Genomic DNA, 22,120 nt, shown 5'->3' with positions numbered 1-22,120 from the left:
TTTACATATGACTCCTTTTGTATCTGAAATCGTAGGTACTTTTTTGTTGATGGTACTCGGTTGTGGCGTAAACGCCAATGTATCCCTTCAAAAAACCTATGGCAATGGCTCTGGCTGGATCGTAATCACCACAGGTTGGGCCTTTGCCGTTTATACCGGTGTTGTGGTCGCAGGCCCACATAGTGGCGCGCATATCAACCCTGCTGTTAGTATCGGTCTGGCCATTGCTGGTGAATTTCCATGGGACCAAGTTCCAAGCTATATATTGGCACAGTTCATCGGTGCCATGTTCGCTGCCTTTTGTGTTTGGCTGGTCAATAAAGATCATTTTGATGCTACCGAAGATGGTGGGACCAAGCGAGGTGTTTTTTGTACGGCACCCGCAATCCCAAACACATTTATAAATCTGTTTTCTGAATTATTGGGAACCTTTGTACTTGTTTTTTCTGTGCTTTACTTTACAGATGCTATTCTATCTACGGACGATGCCATAATAGGCCTGGGCTCGCTCGGTGCTCTGCCTGTTTCTTTGATAGTCTGGGGCATAGGTTTATCCTTGGGCGGCACTACTGGTTATGCCATTAACCCGGCAAGGGATCTGGGACCAAGGATTGTGCATGCACTATTGCCACTTAAAAATAAAGGGAGTAATGGTTGGAACTATGCATGGGTACCTGTGGTAGGACCTATCTTGGGTGCCTCGATAGCAGCTTGGATCGCTATGTTATTGCAATAATTTTATGAGGCAATGGCTTGGGCTGCAATATAAGCCCCTGTCCACGCATTTTGGAAGTTGAATCCGCCAGTAATGGCATCCACATTAATTATTTCTCCTGCAAAATAAAGACCGGGGTGCAGTTTGCTCTCGAATGTCTTAAAGTTGATTTCTTTTAAATCAACACCACCAGCAGTAACGAACTCTTCTTTAAATGTGCTCTTACCCTCGACCTTAAATGAAGAGGCCGTCAATTGTTCGGCCAGCATACCTAGTTGCTCTTTGTTGATATCTGCCCAACGTTCGGCAGGCATAATCCGGGCCGCTTCCACCAATCGTTTCCACAACCGTTTGGGAAGGTCGGTCACATTGGTACGCATAACTGTTTTCTTGGCTTCCATCTCTTTGATTTGCTTCAGATAGGCCTCCATAGATTCGGTGCTATAATCGGGCAGCCAATTCACCTTGATCTTAAAATTGTAATTGTAATCGTTTAAAATGTTTGCGCCCCATGCGGACAACTTTAAAATGGCCGGTCCGCTCAGTCCCCAATGTGTTATTAAAAGTGGTCCATCGGAATAAAGCACCGGTTCATCTTTTACCCCACTTTTTAAACCTAAGCCTTCCACATTGGTATGGAAAGTTTTCTTTGGCATCACCTCCACGGTGGCAAACGTGCTTATGCCCTGTATTCCATCTATTCGTTGATCCTTAATGTTAAAGGTGAACAATGAGGGCACGGGAGCAATAATGTGATGACCCAAATTTTCCAATTGTTTCCAGATTTTCGGGTTACTTCCTGTAGTCAGCAATAGCTTTTTGGATTGGTAATGTTTGTTCATTGTTGTGACCTGCCAGCCAGCTTCAACTTTTTCCAAAGTCTTTACCGAACTATTCTTCAAAACCTGTACCCCTAATCGATGCGCTTCCCCTACCAAGCAATCTATTATACTCTGCGAAGAATCACTTTGGGGAAAAACACGCCCATCGTCTTCAATTTTAAGAGGCACGCCCCTTTCCTCGAAAAAAGCCATTACATCCATGGGAGCATATTTATGAAAAGGCCCTAGCAGCTCTTTTTCACCTCTTGGATAATTGGTAGCCAGTTCTCTGGGCATAAACTCCCCATGGGTAACATTGCAACGTCCTCCTCCTGATACTTTTACCTTGGAAAGGACTGTTTTACCTCTTTCGAATATGGCAATGTTTAAATTGGGGTTGAGTTCGGCTATTTGAATTGCAGCATAAAATCCTGCTGCGCCTCCTCCAACAATAATGACATCGAACATTACTTCACACGTTCCGGATAATTGGTAATGATTCCGTCGACCCCGAATTCAATCATTTTTTGAATGTTTTCAGGTTCGTTGACCGTCCATGTGTACACCTTAAATCCCTCAGATTGGATTTTGGCTGTATTCTCTGGGGTTAAAGTGGTATAATTGGGGTTGATTGCCACCGCGTTCAATTCTTTGGCCACTTCTATGGCCTGCAAAGGATCATCTTCTGTTAGCACAGCGATTTGGATATCCTTGTTTTTAGCTCTCATAGACCTTAACTCATCCCATTTAAAACTGGAAATGACGATGTTTTCCAGACTCCAACCTTGACTTTTTACATAATAATCGACAATACGGCCTACCGTTTCCGCGGTATCGTCCCCCTTGAGTTCTATATTTAAGGCAACCTGATTATTTATGAGCTTTAACACACTCTGCAACATCGGAATTTTATGCCCTCCATCCAGGATGAGATCTTTAAGCTGCATAATGTTGTATTCCTCAATATTTCCGCCAGAATTAGCTAGTCTGTCCACCGTTTCATCATGAAAAACAACAATCTCCCCACTATCGATTTTAAATACGTCGATCTCGATCATATCCACCCCAAGATCCATCGCTTTTTGAACAGATGCCAATGTGTTTTCGGTCTCATGCCCCATGGCACCACGGTGTCCGATTACGAGTGGTTTTGAATTTGTCATTTCGCAACTAGTTAAAAGTAGGACGGCGAGAATCGCCTTTAGAAAGTTTTTCTTCATTTTGGTTCGGTTTTGATGCCTAAAAATACAATTTGAAAATGAAAAAGTGAACCTAATCGCTCACCTTAAAAATGTAGGATTCCAACGGGTCCAATTCCAATTGAATTTCACCTCCTCCATTTTTGACGACCATCTTGGTGACCATCTTCCTATTTAACTCCTCGGTCAAGGAATATTCACCATTCTCGAGCCCCCATGAAGCAATTACTTCTGGTGGTACTTTAAAGTTGAAATCATATGCTTTATGCTCATCAAAATTTGAGAGTATTATGAGTTTCTCATTATCGCTCCAACGCACATAAGAAAGGACTCGATGATCGTATCCTTCCGTGTTGTCCTTATTGTAAAAGTGAATTTCCTGATAATCGCCCATCAAAGCCTCACTAGTTATGGTGAAATTGAGCAGACGTTTGTAAAATTGCCTTAGACTTTTTTCTTCATCCGACAATTGTCCGCCATCGTACTTTTTGTTGTTGACCCACCGTTGGTGGTTGGGCACCCCGATATAATCAAAAATGGAAGTTCTCGTGGGTTTTCCAAAACCTGCATCTTCCGCGCCCGGCTCACCCACTTCTTGTCCAAAATAAATCATCGTAGGTGATGTACTTATCGTAGCAGAAACTACCATTGCCGGTTTTCCCAGTTGGGCATTTCCTGCAAAATCGGGGCTTGCGATTCGTTGTTCATCATGGTTTTCCAAAAAGTGGAGCATATGGTGCTCTATGTCCTCCATACCTTTTTGTATAACTGGAATATGGTCCGTCCAACCATAACCTTTCATAATGTGCTTTATACTGTCATACAGCTCAACTTTATCGTAGAGGTAATCCATTTTCCCCTTATGGATATAATCACGATATAGATTAGGATTGTACACTTCCGCCAATAAAAATGCATCGGGGTTTTTCATTTTAATATTGGAGTTCAGATAGCTCCAGAATTCTACCGGTACCATTTCGGCCATATCAAATCGAAAGCCATCCACACCAAAGTCCAACCAGTATTGGGTGATATCCTTGAACTTTTGCCATGAATCCGGCAAGGTTTTTTGTTCCCAAAACTTGTGGTGCTCCCTATAGTCCTTTTGACGGTACTCTTCGGGCAATTCGGCAAAATCCTTGGTACCATCCGGACGCACTCCATAATTGATCTTAACTGTTTCGTACCAATCATTAAAGTGTGGCTGGGCCAACCGAGATCCATTTCCGGTCCATTTTGCCGGATCTTCTTTAAATTTAGAATCTACTAACCTATTAAGGTCCCCACCAAGAGGCAAATAACCATCTTGCCATTCCGGTACCTTAAAAGCTTCACCGGGGATATAGTAAAAATTATTGTTTACATCATATTCTTTGGATGTATCATCCGTAGCCCCAAAATCCACCACACCTTCTGGGTTGGTCAACCCTTCATAATTTCTTGCCACATGATTGGGCACTATATCGATGATCACTTTTAGACCAGCTTTGTGTGTTCGCTGGATCAAATCCTTGAACTCTTCCAATCTTTTGGCAGGATCTGTTGCCAAATCGGGATTTACGTTATAGTAATCCTTAACTGCGTATGGTGAACCCGCCCTTCCTTTTACCACATCTGGATCATCATTTGATATACCATATTCGGTATAATCCCGAATTACAGCATGGTGAGGTACTCCGGTGTACCAAATATGGGTGATTCCAAGGTCCTTGATTTCGGCCAGTGCCCGATCGGAAAAATCAGAAAACTTGCCTACTCCATTTTCTTCGATGGTACCCCACGGCTTATTGGTCGTATTTGTATTCCCAAAAAGACGGGTGAATACTTGGTATACTACTTCTTTCTTTTTCATTGGAACAGGAGACGGCTTTTGGTTGGATTGTTGCTTACATGAATATAATGTGGCAATCCATAGTAAAAAAATCAGGATACGATTCGTTTTCATACCTAAGTAAAGTAAATTAAAGCGGATAATTAATGGGCAATGGAATCCCTAATTACCAGGGTTGGTTCCAAAATTTTGGTCTGATAGGTTTCTTCCTCGGCTTCGCTTTCGATTTTATCTATCAACATTTTAGCTGAGACCTCCCCCATTTTTTCACCATGTTGGGCCACAACTGTTAGGCTAGGATTGGCATATTTGGACAACACACCATCGGTAAAGCCGATAAATGATATATCCTCTGGAATTCTTAATCCCTTTTCCTGTACCAATCTCATACTATAAACAGCAAATATTTCATTGACGCAAAGAACAGCATCAGGGTCCATTTTATTTAAAAAGGCCTTGATGGCGGCCTCGTCCAATTCCATGGAGGGCAATTTTAAGATCAAGGACTCATCGATTCCCATCGGGCTTTCCTCAAGTGCCTTTCGGTATCCTCTGGTACGGGCCTCGCTTACACTCAAATAATCGTCGGTGGTAATCAATGCAATCTTCTTTTTGCCTTGATCAATAAATTTTTTGGTGGCCTGGTACGCACCCAATTCATCATCGATAATTACCTTGTCGCATTCCACTTCGTGGGTAATCCGATCAAAGAGCACCACTGGAATCCCCTGTTCGGTAACCTCTTTAAGATGGTTGTAATCAGCTTTCTCTTGCGTTTCCGACGAGAGGGACATGATAAATCCATCTATACTTCCATTGGCCAGCATCTCCATATTGATCACCTCTTTGTCAAAGGATTCTTCGGACAGACAAACAATTACGTTATAACCTCTTGCGTTGGCATACTTTTCAATTCCACGAATTACGGTCGTAAAAAAATGGTGCACGATATCGGGAATCACCACACCAATGTTTTTGGTGCGCTTGTTCTTGAGGCTTATTGCAATATTATTGGGCTTGTAATTGTAGAGTTTGGCGAAGGCCTGTACTTTCTCTTTAGTGTCCCTACTGATTTCCTCACTGTTCTTTAGTGCTTTGGAAACTGTGGAAATGGACACTTCCAGTTCTCGGGCTATGTCTTTAAGGGTAATCTTTGCTTTCAATTGTGAAACTTTTAAAAGAACTTAAATTCAGCTTCGGAAATTACTGATTAACGTTACAAGTAGGTATAAAAATCCCACTTTTTAACATAAAGAAAACCAAAACTTGAAAAATCTTCTTAAACACAAAACTATTGTTCAAAGAATAAAATTGCTATATTAGTTGAGATATTGTGGATTTCACAGTTCTCATTTCTTTAATTTGAGATAACAGCAAACTAACCATTTAAGTTTTGTCATACTCGTACACTTCAAAGTTATCAACACGAAACCGTTTTCGTAATATTTTGCAATATACCTAAATTTAGATTAACCTTTTTTTTATATATGTTTAACACTTGAATTAAAATTAACTAAACTTAAAATTAATTATTTATGAAGATTACGCTACTAAAAAGCTTTCTGTTGCTTGGGGCATTTTTATGCTTTGGGCTGGCAAAAGCTCAGACAGTATCAGGTACCGTTTCGGATGCAAATGGGCCGTTGCCGGGAGCGAGCGTTTTGGTGAAAGGCACTACCAATGGTACGCAGACCGATTTTGATGGTAACTACACCCTTAACAATGTTGAGGATGCAGCCACATTGGTTTTCAGCTACATTGGTTACAAGACCGTAGAAATCGCACTGAACGGTCAGTCGAGCCTCGATGTTACTTTGGAAGAAGATGCACAAGCTTTGGACGAAGTAGTAATCATCGGTTATGGGCAGACAACGGTTGACGATGCAACTGGTGCTGTAGCCGTTGTTACTTCGGAAGACTTCAACCAAGGTGTTATTTCATCACCTGAGCAGTTGATCCAAGGTAAAACAGCTGGTGTACAGATTACCCAGAGCAGTGGTGAACCAGGAGCTGGTATTAACGTGAGGATTCGTGGTACAAGTTCTGTACGTTCCAACAACAACCCATTATTTGTGGTGGATGGAATGCCATTGACAGGTGAAGACACTTCTGCAGGAGGTGCTGATGTAGGTACTGGAACAAGTTCTTCCAAAAACCCATTGAGCTTCCTAAACCCAAATGATATCGAAAGCATCAGTATCCTTAAGGATGCATCCGCTACTGCCATTTATGGTTCTCGTGGTGCAAATGGTGTTGTTATCATTACAACTAAAAGTGGTAAAACTGGCCAAGGAAGGTTTGAATTTACTTCCAACCTTAGCTACTCTACACCGGCCAAAACTTTTGACCTGTTGGATAGAGATCAGTTTTTAACCGCATTGCCAGAATATGGAGGAGACCCAAGTGCTTTGGATTTTGGTAGCAATACCGATTGGCAAGATTTGATCTTAAGAAGTGTTGCTTCACAGAACCAAAACCTTTCTTACGCCAAAAACTACGGAAGTGGAAACGTTCGTGCCTCATTTGGTTACGGAAAACAATTTGGTGTTGTTGAAGGTTATGCCCAAGAAAGATTGACAGGTAGGATCAACGCATCGCAAAGATTTTTTGACAACAAGTTGAAAATTGATGCCAACCTTACCGTATCGAGAATCAATGATGATGGTGGTGCAATCAGTAATAACTCTGGTTCTACAGGGGATTTGTTAGGTGCTGCTTATTTTGCAAACCCAACATGGCCAGCAAGAACAGGATTTTCTACTGGCGGTAGTGAAATCAATCCACTACAGCTATTGAATTATTATGATGATGTTACCCATACAGATAGATTTTTAGGTAACGTATCTGCTGAATACAGCATCAATGAAAACTTGAAAGCTAAAGTTGCCGTTGGTTACGATGATTCAACTTCAGAAAAATATCAAGTACAGTCTGCACTTTCCACTGGTATCGGTAATGCACCTGGACAAGGTCAAGGAGCCCTAAGTGCTATTGATGTAACAGGTAAGCTTTTGGATGTAACATTGACTTACGATAAAGAGTTTGAAAACTCACACTTGACCGCTTTGGTAGGTTACTCTTTCCAAAGCTATCAAAGAGCTGGTAAAAATATTACCGGTCTAGGTTTCGGGTCTACTGATCTAAACCGAATGATCGCTGATTTGGGAACTGCCGCTTCTGCAATCGAAAGCCAGTTACCAGGTAGCTACCAACAATTTGGATACAACAGTACAAGAACTTTTGTTAACCGTTTGTTCGTAGATGAACCAGGAACTTTTGATGTGGACAGTCCATCAGGTGTTCCGATCAGTGCAGTTGCAGGAGACTATTTTGACACAACCGATGAGCTTCAATCTTTCTTTGGAAGAGCTGAATATTCCATCGCTAACAAATATATCTTCACAGGAACATTGAGAGTTGATGGATCTTCACGTTTTGGTCCTAATAACCAATATGGTTATTTCCCTTCCGGTGCTATCGCTTGGAAATTGAACGAAGAAGATTTTATCGGAGATGCTTTCTCAACACTTAAACTTAGAGTTGGTTATGGTATTACCGGTAACCAAGAAGGTCTAGGTTATGGTAACTTTACAGTTAGACAAAGATTTGCAGGTATAGGAATCGACCAAAACCAGAACATTAATGCTCCTGGTCTAGCTATTCAATCGTTTACAAATGATGATTTGAAATGGGAGGAAACTGCCCAAGCTAACATTGGTCTTGATTTTGGTTTCGACAATAACAGATTTTCTGGTACAATCGACCTTTACCACAAGACTACAAACGACCTATTGCTTCAGCAAGAGGCGGCTCAGCCATCTCCTCAGCCATTCTACTTTGGTAACTTAGATGCTAAAGTAATTAACCAAGGTGTGGAAGTTTCCATGAATTATGATATCATTCAAATGGAAGATGCAAATTGGAACCTTGGATTCAACTTTGCTTATAATGACAACATGGTTGAAGATTTTGATGGTCAAATCCAAACAGGTGAAATTAACGGTAACGGACTTACTGGTGCATTTGCCCAGTTGTTGGCCGGTGGACAACCATTGTTCTCTTATTATTTGAGAGAGTTTGGTGGATTTGATGAAAATGGTATATCAGTTTATCCTAACGGTGATGTTCAGGAGTTTGTTGGAAAAAGTGCATTGCCTAAAGTTAACTTAGGTATTAGCACAAGTGCTTCCTACAAAAACTGGGACTTTAATGCATTCTTGTCCGGACAATATGGATTCTATGTGTACAACAACACACAAAATGCATACTTCACTGCGGGTATTATAGGTGTTGGTAAAAACATTACAACAGATGTACTTACCAACGGTGAATCTAATGCCAACGCAGCTGACGTTTCTACAAGATTTTTGGAAAAAGGAGACTTCCTAAGACTTCAGAACGCTTCTTTGAGCTACAACGTACCGTTGAGCGGAGATGGGGCTCTTCAAAGTTTGCGTTTATCCTTGATTGGTCAGAACTTGTTTATCATCACAGATTACTCAGGTCTTGATCCAGAGGTGAACGTACCAAAATCTTTGAACAACATACCATCATTGGGAATCGATTACACAGCTTTCCCAAGGTCTAGAACAGTTACATTAGGTGTTAGTGCAACTTTTTAAAAAATATTTCTATGAAAGCTATTAAACTAAATAAATTATACATCTGGGCAATCTCACTTGCGATGTTGGGTTGTACAGATTTGGAAATTGAACAGACGGATTCCATTTTCACTGACTTAAGCGGTGAATTTACAGGGGTCCAACCTGGGGCGAGTCTTACAGCATTGTACAATGCCGTAAGGGGACAAACCGAAAGCCAAGAAAACCTTTATGCACTTACAGAGGTAAGTACCGATGAGTTTGTAGTGCCAACACGTGGAACCGACTGGGGTGACAATGGTGTTTGGAGAACATTGCACTCTCACACTTGGAGTACTACCCACCAAAGAGTAAAGAATACTTGGAACGATCAAAACAGTAATGTTTATAATGCGACAACTATTATAGACAGTAGAAGTAACGCTACTCCTCAACAGGTTGCCGAAGCTAAGTTCCTAAGAGCATATAGCATGTTTTGGTTGATTGACCTTTTTGGACAAGTACCATTTAGGACTCCAGATGAAGGACCGGACGTTAATCCAACGGTAATGACTAGGGCTGAAGCATTTGATTTTGCCGTAACTGATTTGACCGAAGCTATTCCTGCACTTCCATCCATCGGTCCAAGTGAGGATTTGGTTGGAGCATCAAAGGCCGCAGCCATGATTCTATTGGCCAAACTTTATTTGAACAAGCACATTTACACTGGGTCAGGATCTCCTGATTCATCCGATATGCAACAAGTAATTAGCCTAGTAGATGATATTGCTGCAGAAGGATTTGCTTTAGAGGAAGGATACTTTGAATTGTTTACATCCGATGTTGATTCAGAAACTATTTTCTTTACCACATCCAGTGTTGGTAATAATATCTGGAACACATTGCACTACAATCAAATTGTTCCTGACCAAGCTGGTGGATGGAACGGATTCACCACAATTGCCGAATTCTACGATTTGTTCGAAGGTGATCCAAACATCAACACTCCAGGCTCTGGTCAAGAAGAAAGAAGAGGATTTGTACCAACAGATGGAACAAACTTCGGAATTGGTAATGGTTTCTTGATTGGTCAGCAATATGATGCCAACGGAAATGCTTACAAAGACAGAACCGGAGCACCATTGGTTTACACCAAAGAACTTCCAGGACTTCTTGGTAACAACGAAAGAACTGGTATCAGGGTAATCAAGTACAATCCTGCGAACGGTGCCTTCGCCAACCACAAAGTGGTATTTAGATATGCCGATGCACACTTGATGAAAGCAGAAGCAATCTTGAGAAGCGGCGGAGACCCAACTGCATTGGTAAACGAACTTAGAACACTTAGAGGTGCTTCACCGCTAGGAAGTGTAACTGAGCAAGACCTTATTGATGAAAGAGGAAGGGAATTATATGGTGAGCAATGGAGAAGAAATGACTTGATTCGTTTTGGTCAATTTACTTCACCATGGTCTTACAAAGAGGTATCAGGTGATGACACCAAAAACCTATTCCCTATTCCAGCAACAGCTATTATTTCTAACCCAAATTTGGTTCAGAATCCAGGCTACTAGAAAATTCAAAGTTTAAGCTGTTTTATATATAAGAAAAGACCACCAATTGGTGGTCTTTTCATTTTAAACAAATGTGCATTAATAAATAATTAATCGTTTTTTAGAAAAAGATTAATCTCTGTCTTCCGAAAACCTCCTAGGGATTTCTTTATATTATCCCCACAATTGATAAAAGCTATGAGAGCACCGCTCAGTATACTTTTTGGAATACTCTTTACCTTTTCAGCATGTAATAAAAACAAACCAGACCAACTATTTGTTTTAAAAAGCCCTGCCGAGACCGGAGTAGATTTTGTGAACCAACTTGATCATACTCCAGAACTGAACATTCTAAATTATCTTTACTTCTATAACGGTGCAGGTGTTGCCGCAGGTGACTTTAACGGGGATGGATTGGTCGATTTATATTTCACCTCCAACCAAAAAGCGGATAAACTTTATATAAATCAAGGCAATTTCAATTTTAAGGATGCCACGGACGCTTCGCAAATAACTAACGATACCGGATGGACTACCGGAGTTACACATGCAGATGTCAACAATGATGGCCTCCTTGATATTTATATATGCAAAGTCGGCGATCACGAAACAATTAGAGGTCAAAACCTTCTTTATATAAACCAAGGCAACGATGAACAAGGCATTCCAACTTTTAAGGAAGAAGCCAACCTATATGGCCTAGACTTTATTGGATATTCAACACAAGCTGCATTCTTCGATTATGACCTGGATGGCGATCTTGATATGTACCTAATGAATCATTCAGTAAATCCGAATCGCTCATACGGCAAGGGATCAAGGCGAAAAATAGTCGATTCCATGTCGGGTGATATACTTTATAAAAATGAAAATGGAAAATTTATCGATGTATCAAAAGAAGCTGGGATTTTTCAAGGCACCATAGGCTATGGCCTAGGATTGGCCATAAGTGACATCAACAATGATGGGTACCCCGATATATACATCGGAAACGACTTCTTTGAGAACGATTACCTATATATCAATCAAAAGGATGGCACTTTTAAGGATATTATTTCTTTAGATGATAAAAAACTGGGGCACACAACCCATTTTTCAATGGGCAATGATATTGCCGACATCAACAACGATGGACTTACAGACATTCTGTCCTTGGATATGTTACCGGAAGATTTGGAAACATACAAAACCTCGGGATTGGAATACCCCTTCCCGGTCTATCAACAATATCTAAAAAATGGATTCTCTCCGCAATACATGTCCAACACCCTCCATTTAAATTTAGATGGTGAAAATTTTGGAGAGATTGCCAATTTAAGTGGGATTGATGCCACCGAATGGTCCTGGGGCGGACTTTTTGCAGATTACGACAATGATGGCAAAAAGGATTTGTTCATCTCCAATGGTATACAAGGCGTAACCAACGACATGGATTATATCAACTATATATCCAATGAAGAAATCCAACAAAATATACAAAAAGGCCTATCCAATAAGGATATGGAACTGATAGAACGACTACCAAAGAAAAAGGTACAAAACTACTTTTATAAAAACTCCGATGGCACATCGTTCAAAAATGTAACCAAGAAGTGGGGCCCAACAATAGATTCCTATAGCAATGGCAGTGTCTATGCCGACTTGGACAACGATGGCGATTTAGACCTCGTGGTGAACAATGTAAACCAAGAAGCATTTGTTTTGGAAAACACCTTGAAGGGAAATAATTTTTTAAAGATCCAATTCAAGGGAACTGAAAAAAATAAATTTGGTATTGGTGCAAAAGCTATCGTTTACGGCATAAACGGTAAATCGGTACAAGAGAACATCCCTACCCGTGGATATATGTCCGCGAAGGACAATAGCCTAAATTTTGGGATTGGAAAAGATTCCATAATTGATTCCATCCAGATCATTTGGCCAAAAGGCAATTACCAAACTTTGAGAAACATAAAGGCCAACCAAGTGTTGACAGTTTCGAGTTCCAATGCTACGGTAAATTTCGATGCAAAGGACAGGCCTGCAACCAGAAGTCCCTTTGATATACAAAAGAGAGTGGATTTTACCCACAAAGAGTATCCCACACTGGATTTTGACCGCAATCCGTTAATTCCCTTTGCCTATTCCAACGAAGGTCCTTCAGTGGCGGTTGCCGACATAAACAATGATGGCCTGGAAGATTTATTTATTTGTGGCGGTAAAAAACAAGCTTCCAAACTATACGTACAAACAGCAGAAGGCGGCTTCACCGAACATCAACCTGAATTATTTGAATCTGACAGTACAAACGAAGATATTGATCAAGTATTCGCTGATATAGACAACGATGGTGATATGGACCTGATCGTTGTAAGTGGTGGAAATGAGTTCACAAATGGAAAGCCATTACAACCTAGATTATATAGGAACAACTCGGGAATGTTCACCAAAGAAAACAGCCTTTCAGAAATCGAGGTCAATGCTTCTAAAATAGGTGCAGTTGATATAGATAATGATGGTGACCTGGACTTGCTGATCACATCGAATGCAGTACCCACCAAATTTGGTGTAAAAAGCCAACAATTCCTTTTACAAAACGATGGAACCGGTAAATTCCAGAACGTGACCAACGCCATGGCGCCACATCTTTTGGACATAGGTAATATAAAAGACTTTGTTTGGCAAGATATAGATGGAAATGGATTCAAAGACCTTATAGTAGCAGGACATTGGTCTCCAGTGAGCCTATTTATTAATGATGGCAAAAAGCTTATAGAGCAAAAAAACAATGGCCTCGACTACACCAACGGCTGGTGGAATACCATTGAGCTGGCAGATATGGACAATGATGGTGATTTGGACATCCTTGCTGGCAATTGGGGCCTAAACACTAAATTTAGTGCTTCACTGGAAAGGCCCGTAACCGTTTACATCAATGATTTTGATGGCAATGGCTCCATCGAAACCGTGGTAACCCATTTCCATGGAGAACGTGAAACGGCTTTCGCATCCAAAGATGAACTGGCAAAACAAATGCCGTTCTTGAACAAAAAGTTCCTCTTTTATAAGGATTTTGCCAAGGCATCATTGGAAGAGTTGTTTGGGGATGAAAAATTGGAGCAGGCAATTAAAAGAAAAGTGTATACCCTAAGTACCACATACTTTGAGAACAATGGAAACAACACCTTTACCGCTAAGGCATTGCCACAATTAGTCCAGGCATCACCTGTCAATGATATTTACTTTGTAAAAAATGATAAACAAAGGATTAATGAAATATTAATGGTCGGCAATAATTTTGAGATAAGCACCCAACTTGGTAGATTGGATGCCTCCCACGGAATCATTCTGGAAAATGATGAAAATGGAAACATTAGGTGGAAGCAGACTATGGGCATTTCAGGCGCTGCAAGAAAAATTGAAAAAATAGTTATTGATGGGAACGAAGAATTCATCATTACGATGAACGATGATGCTCCTATTTTTTTGGTCAAAAAACAAAATAATAAATGAAACTGAGTTACACAGCAATATGCTTTTTTATACTGGCCTTTACCGCTTGCAAAAAAAGTGAAAACCAACCTCAGGAAGAAGTGATTACCGAGACTTTATTTACCCTAATGGAGCCAGAAGAGACCGGTGTCACTTTTGTCAATAAAGTACAAAACCAAAAGAACTTCAACATATTCAAATACCGTAACTTCTACAACGGTGGTGGTGTGGCCATAGGGGATATAAACAATGACGGATTACAGGATATCTACCTTACCGGAAATATGGAACCCAATAGACTTTACCTGAACAAAGGCAATATGCAATTCGAGGATATCTCGGAACAAGCAGGCGTTTTAGGAAACAAGCCTTGGTCAACAGGTGTTGTAATGGTGGACATTAATCACGATGGGCTATTGGACATTTATGTTTCCAACGCTGGAAACATGGAAGGGAACAACCACGATAACGACCTTTACATCAACAATGGAGACCTAACATTTACCGAAAGGGCCAAGGAATACAATCTGGCAGAAACCGGATTTACCACCCATGCCTCATTTTTCGATTATGACAAGGACGGTGATCTGGATGTGTACATCTTGAACAATAGCAACATTCCCGTTAGCAGCCTTGGCTATGCAGAGCAACGAGAAGTGAGGGCCCAAGATTGGGAGGGCGTACCCGATATATTCAAAGGTGTGGGAGATATGCTTTTGCGCAACGATAACGGCAAATTTGTAGATGTAAGTGAACAAGCCGGTATTTATGGCAGCCTTATCGGTTTTGGACTTGGTGTCCTGGTGACCGATTTCAATGGAGACCTTTACCCCGATATTTATGTGTCCAATGATTTTTATGAAAGAGATTACCTCTACATCAATCAAAAGGATGGTACTTTCAATGAAGAAATAAAGGACTGGACGTCCCATTTAAGCTTGTCGGCCATGGGTATAGATATAGCCGACATTAACAACGATGGCCATAACGACATTTTCATCACCGATATGCTCCCCGAAGAAGAGTCAAGGGTAAAATCAGTTATGGAATTCGAGGGCTATAACATCTTCAACTTAAAACAAAGCAAAGATTTTGGACAACAGTATATTCAAAATACCCTGCAATTGAACAACGGAAACGGCACTTTTTCAGAAGTTGCCTATTATAGTGGAATCGATGCAACGGATTGGAGTTGGGCCGGTCTTATATTTGATATGGACAACGACGGTCTAAAGGACATTTTTATAACCAATGGAATTAATCACGATTTAACGGATTTGGATTTTGTGGACTTTTTTGCCAACGAAATTGTTCAGAAAATGGCGCTCACCGGCAAAAAGGAATCCATAGACTCCATAATCAGTAAAATGCCGATCAAGCCTCAGCCAAACTACGCTTATAAGAACAACGGTGACATCTCCTTCAAAAATGCAAACAAGGAATGGGGATTTGAACTTCCCTCCCGCTCCAATGGCGCAGCCTATGCCGACTTGGATAATGACGGAGACTTGGATCTTGTGATAAACAATGTAAACACCCCTGCATTTATTTATAGGAACAATACAGAATCCCAATTGGATCATAATTATATCCAGTTAAAATTTAAAGGACCCGAAAACAATCCTTTTGCCATTGGTACATTGGCCAAAGTTTATTTCGATGGAAACATAATCAACCAGGAACTCATTCCATCAAGAGGATTTCAATCCTCAATCCAGTACGATATGACATTTGGCTTAGGCAAAACAGAAGAATTGGACTCTATCCGGATCATATGGCCCGATGAACGAACTCAAAAACTGGAAAAAGTACAAGTGAACCAAATGTTGACCATGGATTATGCCAATGCCAACGAAAAATATTCACTTCCCAGCAAAGAAAACAAGAAATCTTTTCTTACCGAATTGGACAACAATGTGATAGTTGATCATAAAGAAGATAATTACAACGATTTTGATTACGAGGGATTAATTTCTCACAAACTGTCTCAGGAAGGTCCTTCATTGGCAGTGGCCGATATAAATTCAGATGGGCACGAGGATTTCTTTATCGGAGGGTCAAAAGGTCAAGAGGGAACCATATATCTCCACAGAGGAAACGGTAATGTCACACAAAAAACATCAAAGGTATTTGAAGAGGACAAAGAATACGAAGACGTAGCTGCGGCATTTTTTGATGCAGATGGCGACGGTGATCTGGATTTGGCAGTTGGCTCGGGAGGAAATAATGTGGGGCAACAAAGAAATTATATAACACGTCTGTACCTAAATGATGGAAAAGGTAATTTCTCAAGGGCAGAGAACGAATTGCCATCAACATTCAAGAATATTTCCACCATAGCTCCCCACGATTTCGATAATGACGGAGATGTAGATCTATTTATTGGCTCGCGCAGTGTTGTCGGCGTTTATGGAGTATCCCCGGACCATCTTTTACTGGAGAATATGGGGGATGGAACATTTACCAACGTAACCGAACGACTTGGTTACGATCTTAAAGATGCTGGAATGGTGACAGATTCCAAATGGGTCGATATGGATGGTGACGGCAAGAAAGATCTTGTGGTCAGCGCAGACTGGGACACGCCTAAAATTTACAAGAATACGGGTAGAAGATTGACTAAAATGACCAGTTCCCTGGACAGCCTTCATGGCTGGTGGAACACCGTGGAGTCGGCAGATCTGGATGGCGACGGGGACCAAGACCTGATCCTGGGGAACCAAGGTCTTAACTTACACTACAAGCCAACAGATTATGCTCCCATGAAAATGTACATCAATGATTACGATAATAACGGGACCATTGAACAAATTATGACGATGCAAGAAAACGGTGGTGATTACCCTATCCATCAAAAAAAGGAGCTCACAGAACAATTGCCTTCTCTTAAAAAGCAAAACCTAAAGGCTTCCGACTATGCGCATAGGACCATCCATCAACTGTTCCCAAAGGAAGTTATGGACCAGTCCATCGTTAAAAAAGCGGAAACATCGGCCTCCGTTATAGCAATAAACGAAGGTGGTGGAAAATTTACCATTAAAAACCTACCTCCCCGTGTACAACTTTCATGTGTTTGCGACATTACATGCACCGATGTGAACAACGATGGGAACTTAGACCTGATCATGGCCGGGAACAACTACGAGTTTAAACCACAATTTTCCAGATTGGATGCTAGTCAAGGAAATCTATTGCTAGGTGACGGCAATATGGGCTTTACATGGCAAGATTACGAGACCAGCGGTTTTAAAGTAAGGGACGAGGTAAAATATTTGATGCAGTTCAAGGACAAAAACGGTAAAATCTTCGTAATTGCGGCTGTAAACAATAACAAACCAAAGATTTTTGCTCTCAATGACTAGGTTTCTGATCATAGTAATGGCTGTAGTCCTTTTTGTTTCTTGTAAAAAGGGAGGAGATCTTTTTGAAAATCCCGACCCAAAAAGTACCGGTGTAAACTTCACCAACAGCCTTACTTCGACCAAAGACTTGAGTATTCTGGATTACCTATATTTCTACAATGGAGGTGGCGTCTCCATCGGGGATATCAATAATGATGGCCTTCCGGACATTTTCTTTTCAGGAAATCAGGTCAAGAACAAATTATACCTGAACAAAGGCAATCTCCAATTTGAAGATATCTCCACTTCGGCAGGTATCGAGGGCAATAGTACTTGGAATACGGGTACAACCATGGCTGATGTAAATGGGGATGGACTCTTGGATATTTATGTTTGTGCCGTGGTAGGCATTAACGGATTTAACGGTTTTAACGAACTCTACATTAATAACGGAGACAACACTTTTAGCGAAAAGGCGGCGGAATATGGTCTGGATTTTGACTCCTACAGTTCCAATGCTGCATTTTTTGATTATGACCTCGATGGAGATTTGGATATGTACCTCTTAAACCATGCCGTTCATACCCAAAACTCATTCGGGCGCTTTGACCTTCGCTTTGAGCGCCGTTACGAAACGGGCGATAAACTTTTAAGAAACGACAATGGTAAATTTACCGATGTAAGTGAGGAGGCAGGCATATTTGGTGGCATCAATGGTTATGGCCTGGGGTTGGCCATTGCAGATTTCAATCAAGATGGTTATCCCGATATTTATGTAGGCAATGACTTTCATGAGGATGATTATTACTATCTAAACAATGGTGATGGCACCTTTACAGAAAGTTTGAAGAAATACTTTGGACACACATCCCGCTTTTCCATGGGCAACGATGTGGCAGATATCAACAATGACGGTAGACCGGATTTTATTTCTTTGGATATGTTGCCAGAAGATGAAATTCCACTGAAATCATCAGAAGGCGACGACAACATCCAAACACAAAAAATGCGTATTGAGCGATTCGGTTATCACTATCAGTTTACGCGAAACATGCTATTCGTAAATCAACCGGACGGCAATTTTATGGAAACAGCTCTAATGAGTGGTATTGCCGCAACGGATTGGAGCTGGAGCGCTCTTTTTGGAGATTATGACCAAGATGGAAAACAGGATCTTTTTATTTCCAATGGAATTCCTAAAAGGCCTAACGATCTGGACTTTATCAAATTTGTATCCAGCGAACAAATCCAAAACAAAATAGACAATACAAAGTTAGTGGACCAACAGGCCTTGGACCTGATGCCCTCTGGAAATATTCATAATTATGTTTTCCAAGGAACGGAGAACCTTCAATTTGAAGATAAGACCAGCCAATGGATCACAAAGGACACCTTGGTATCCGGAGCAACCGCAATGGGCGACCTCGACGGAGATGGTGATTTGGACCTGGTCACCAACAATATCGACCAGCCCGCTTCGCTGTATATCAATAAAACGAACGACAAAGGGAACTATCTCAAATTAAAGTTCGATTATATTGGCAAAAATAGATTTGGCATTGGCACAAAAGTCTTTTCCTATGTGAATGGAAAACTCCAATTCAAAGAATTGTTCCCAACACGTGGGTTCCAAGCCTCTTCGGAACCAATGATCCATTTTGGATACAACAATGCCACAAAAGTGGACAGCATTAAAATTATTTGGCCCAACAAAACGTATCAGGTGCTTAAAAATGTACCCACGAACCAAACACTCACCGTGGAGCCAAAGAACACCTTACCCTTTGATTACACCTCATTAAAAAAGGTAAAACGGGCACTTTTTAGCAAGGAAGAGCAAAATTTAGGATTGGATTTTACCCATGTGGAAGACAACTATACGGACTTTAATAGGGAAAAATTGATTCCTTATCAAATTTCCGACAGAGGACCGGCATTCGCCATAGGCGATTTAAACGGGGATGGAACGGAGGATATTTTCTTTGGTGGTTCCAAATACAAGCCTGCACAGATTTATGTACAGCGTGATTCTACTTTTGTAAACCAACTATTTAATGGCATTCAAAAAGATTCTATCCAGGAGAATATTTCAGCAGTTATTGCCGATTTCAACAATGATGGTAGGAATGATTTGATTTCTACTTCGGGGGGTGGAGACTTTTTTGGAAAATCCGACCCATTGCTCGATGCCTACTACATTAAAAAAGATTCTGTTTTCGTACGATCGGAATTACCGGAATACTATCAAAACTCCTCAATAGTTCGTCCGTTTGATTATGACGGTGATGGCGATTTGGATGTTTTTGTAGGCGGGCATACCGTTACCGCAAAATTCGGAGCAGCTGCCAATTCGTATCTTTTGGAGAACAATGCCGGAACTTTTAAGGTGAAAAAAGACTTTGAAACGTTAGGCAAAGGCATGGTCACCGATGCCATTTGGAGCGACTTTACCGGTGATGACATTACAGACCTTATATTGGTCGGGGAATGGATGTCCCCAAAGTTTTTGAAAAATCAAAACGGTTCTTTTATCGAAGTGGAGCAAACAAACGTTTCCGGGCTTTGGCAAGCCATTGAAGCTTTTGATATTGATGCGGATGGAGACACAGACTACCTTTTGGGCAATTGGGGCACCAATTCAAAATTCAAGGCCTCCGAGGAACATCCCATGCAACTATATTTCAACGATTTTGATGAAAATGGCCAAACGGAAACTGTAACGGCTATGGAAAAAGATGGCGACTATTATCCGCTGGAAACCTTGGACGGGCTGGCATCCCAAATGGTATATCTCAAGAAAAAATACACTTCGTATAAAGCATTTGCAGGGCAGACCATGGAAGAGATTTTTGGTGAAGAAGTGCTCAATGCATCACAAAAATTGGAGGTGACAACATTAAAATCCGGATACTTGAGAAATGATAATGGCAAGTTTACCTTTGTTCCGTTTACAAACCAACTACAGGTATCCCCAATCATGTCTTTTTTAGTAGAGGATTTTGATGGCGATGGTATGACGGAAGTCCTGATAGCCGGGAATTATTTCGGTGTTAAACCCTACCATGGGCGTATGGATTCATTCCCGGGGGCTCTGCTCAAAGATGAAAATACAATCGTATTGGGCAATGAACTAGGATTGGATTTCACAAAAAAATCCGTCCGACACCTAAACACAATTACAATCAACAATCAAAAATACTTGTTGGCTATTTTCAATAATGATAAAGCGCAAGTCTATAAAATCAATGATTAATCTCAAGGCCATGAAAAAAAGAATAAGTTTAATCGCAGCACTACTATTGGTGCTGGCATCGTGCCAAAAAAAACAGGAACCTGTTGAAATCTCCCCAGAAGATTTTCATGCTTCAGTGGACAAAGTGATCGAAATAATGATCCATGATATATTCTCGCCTCCTGTGGCCAGTAGAATATTTGCTTACCCCAATATTGCAGCATACGAAATTGTTGCTTTGGAGAACGACAACTACGAATCTTTGGCTGGACAGGTAACCGATTTGGGAAGCATTCCCAAACCAAAGGAAGGTGATAACATCAACTATGAAATGGCAGCCTTGATTGCCCATATGGATCTAAGTAAAAGACTCATCTTTTCCGAGGAACGAATGGAAAGCTTTAGGGATAGTCTTTATTCCACATGGATAGAGAAAAACGAACCAGTATTCAATGCTTCCAAGGCCTACGGACTGGAGGTCGCCGATTTTGTTGGGGAATGGATGAACAAGGACAATTACAAGGAAACCCGAACCATGCCAAAATTCACCGTCGACTCCGACGACCCATCAAGATGGCAACCCACTCCCCCTGCCTATATGAATGGTATTGAACCACATTGGGAGAAAATCAGACCATTTGCAATCGACTCGGCACAACAGTTCAAACCCATTCCTCCACCTACATTCTCCATGGAGAAAGATTCGAAATTTTACGAAGAGGTAATGGAAGTGTACGAAGTACGCAAAAGTATGGTTGGTAAAGGGGATAAATCCGATGAGATTGCGATAGCTCAGTTTTGGGACTGTAACCCATATGTTTCGGTAACTCGTGGACATTTGATGTTCGCAACCAAAAAAATTACGCCAGGGGCACACTGGATCGGTATCACTAAAATTGCTTCGAGGAAAACAAATGCAGACTTTGCCAAAACAGTATATGCCTATACCAAGACCTCTATAGCCATAGCAGATGCCTTTATCAGTTGCTGGGACGAAAAATATAGAAGTAACCTCATACGTCCGGAAACAGTGATCAATGAGTATATAGATGACAGTTGGGAACCCGTACTGCAAACACCACCTTTCCCCGAATACACCAGTGGCCACAGTGTAGTGTCCGGAGCTGCAGCGATTGCTCTAACCGACATTTTTGGTGATAATTTTGCTTTTGATGACGACACAGAAGTAGCCTACGGTCTTCCTGTCCGTTCCTTTAACTCCTTTAATGAAGCATCCGACGAGGCTGCGTTGAGCAGAATGTATGGCGGAATCCATTATCGCGCCGCTATAGAAGTTGGCATAAAACAAGGTCGGGACTTAGGTAAATTTATAGTGGACAAATTGGACATGACAAAAGGCTAATCCGTATTTTTGCT

General features: G+C 41.0%; 11 protein-coding genes. 7 read left to right on the top strand and 4 right to left on the bottom strand.

Annotation, left to right across the window (positions count from 1 at the left end; genetic code table 11):
* The first annotated feature begins 7 nt into the window (after positions 1-7).
* Positions 8-736: an MIP/aquaporin family protein gene (locus PY091_RS08675; protein ID WP_275649310.1), complete on the top strand. Its 729-nt coding sequence runs from the start codon at positions 8-10 to the stop codon at positions 734-736.
* Between the two features lie 2 nt (positions 737-738).
* Here PY091_RS08675 and PY091_RS08670 read toward each other — a convergent pair whose 3' ends face one another.
* From PY091_RS08670 to PY091_RS08655, 4 genes are all read right to left on the bottom strand, one after another.
* Positions 739-2,004, bottom strand: coding sequence for a BaiN/RdsA family NAD(P)/FAD-dependent oxidoreductase (locus tag PY091_RS08670; protein ID WP_275649309.1), 1,266 nt, complete (start codon positions 2,002-2,004; stop codon positions 739-741).
* On the bottom strand, positions 2,004-2,699 hold the full coding sequence (locus PY091_RS08665) for a glycerophosphodiester phosphodiesterase (RefSeq protein ID WP_275649308.1): 696 nt from the start codon (positions 2,697-2,699) through the stop codon (positions 2,004-2,006). The genes PY091_RS08670 and PY091_RS08665 overlap by 1 nt, the downstream gene beginning before the upstream one ends.
* A gap of 109 nt (positions 2,700-2,808) precedes the next feature.
* A complete protein-coding gene (locus tag PY091_RS08660) occupies positions 2,809-4,680 on the bottom strand; it encodes an alpha-amylase family protein (protein ID WP_275649307.1) in 1,872 nt (623 codons plus the stop codon).
* A gap of 29 nt (positions 4,681-4,709) precedes the next feature.
* Positions 4,710-5,729 carry a LacI family DNA-binding transcriptional regulator gene (locus tag PY091_RS08655; protein ID WP_275649306.1) on the bottom strand — a complete coding sequence of 340 codons (1,020 nt, stop codon included), beginning with the start codon at positions 5,727-5,729 and terminating at the stop codon, positions 4,710-4,712.
* Between the two features lie 372 nt (positions 5,730-6,101).
* Between PY091_RS08655 and PY091_RS08650 the strand changes: the two genes are divergently transcribed.
* The 6 genes from PY091_RS08650 to PY091_RS08625 all read left to right on the top strand — a co-directional run bounded on the left by PY091_RS08650 (position 6,102) and on the right by PY091_RS08625 (position 22,106).
* On the top strand, positions 6,102-9,188 hold the full coding sequence (locus tag PY091_RS08650; RefSeq protein ID WP_275649305.1) for a SusC/RagA family TonB-linked outer membrane protein: 3,087 nt from the start codon (positions 6,102-6,104) through the stop codon (positions 9,186-9,188).
* Between the two features lie 11 nt (positions 9,189-9,199).
* On the top strand, positions 9,200-10,720 hold the full coding sequence (locus PY091_RS08645; RefSeq protein WP_275649304.1) for a RagB/SusD family nutrient uptake outer membrane protein: 1,521 nt from the start codon (positions 9,200-9,202) through the stop codon (positions 10,718-10,720).
* Between the two features lie 177 nt (positions 10,721-10,897).
* Positions 10,898-14,191 carry a VCBS repeat-containing protein gene (locus PY091_RS08640; RefSeq protein WP_275649303.1) on the top strand — a complete coding sequence of 1,098 codons (3,294 nt, stop codon included), beginning with the start codon at positions 10,898-10,900 and terminating at the stop codon, positions 14,189-14,191.
* The gene (locus PY091_RS08635; RefSeq protein ID WP_275649302.1) at positions 14,188-17,532 is read left to right on the top strand and encodes a VCBS repeat-containing protein; all 3,345 of its coding nucleotides are present in this window, start codon (positions 14,188-14,190) and stop codon (positions 17,530-17,532) included. The genes PY091_RS08640 and PY091_RS08635 overlap by 4 nt, the downstream gene beginning before the upstream one ends.
* Complete coding sequence (locus tag PY091_RS08630; protein ID WP_275649301.1) at positions 17,525-20,764, top strand: VCBS repeat-containing protein; 3,240 nt, start codon at positions 17,525-17,527, stop codon at positions 20,762-20,764. The genes PY091_RS08635 and PY091_RS08630 overlap by 8 nt, the downstream gene beginning before the upstream one ends.
* A 10-nt stretch (positions 20,765-20,774) precedes the next feature.
* Entirely contained in the window at positions 20,775-22,106 is a 1,332-nt protein-coding gene (locus tag PY091_RS08625; RefSeq protein WP_275649300.1) for a vanadium-dependent haloperoxidase, read from the top strand.
* Positions 22,107-22,120 lie beyond the last annotated feature (14 nt).

The organism is Flagellimonas okinawensis, assembly GCF_029194005.1.
Taxonomy (GTDB): Bacteria; Bacteroidota; Bacteroidia; order Flavobacteriales; family Flavobacteriaceae; genus Flagellimonas; species Flagellimonas okinawensis.
Note: the sequence above shows the minus strand (reverse complement) of the source record. Positions and strands in the feature narration are given on the sequence as shown.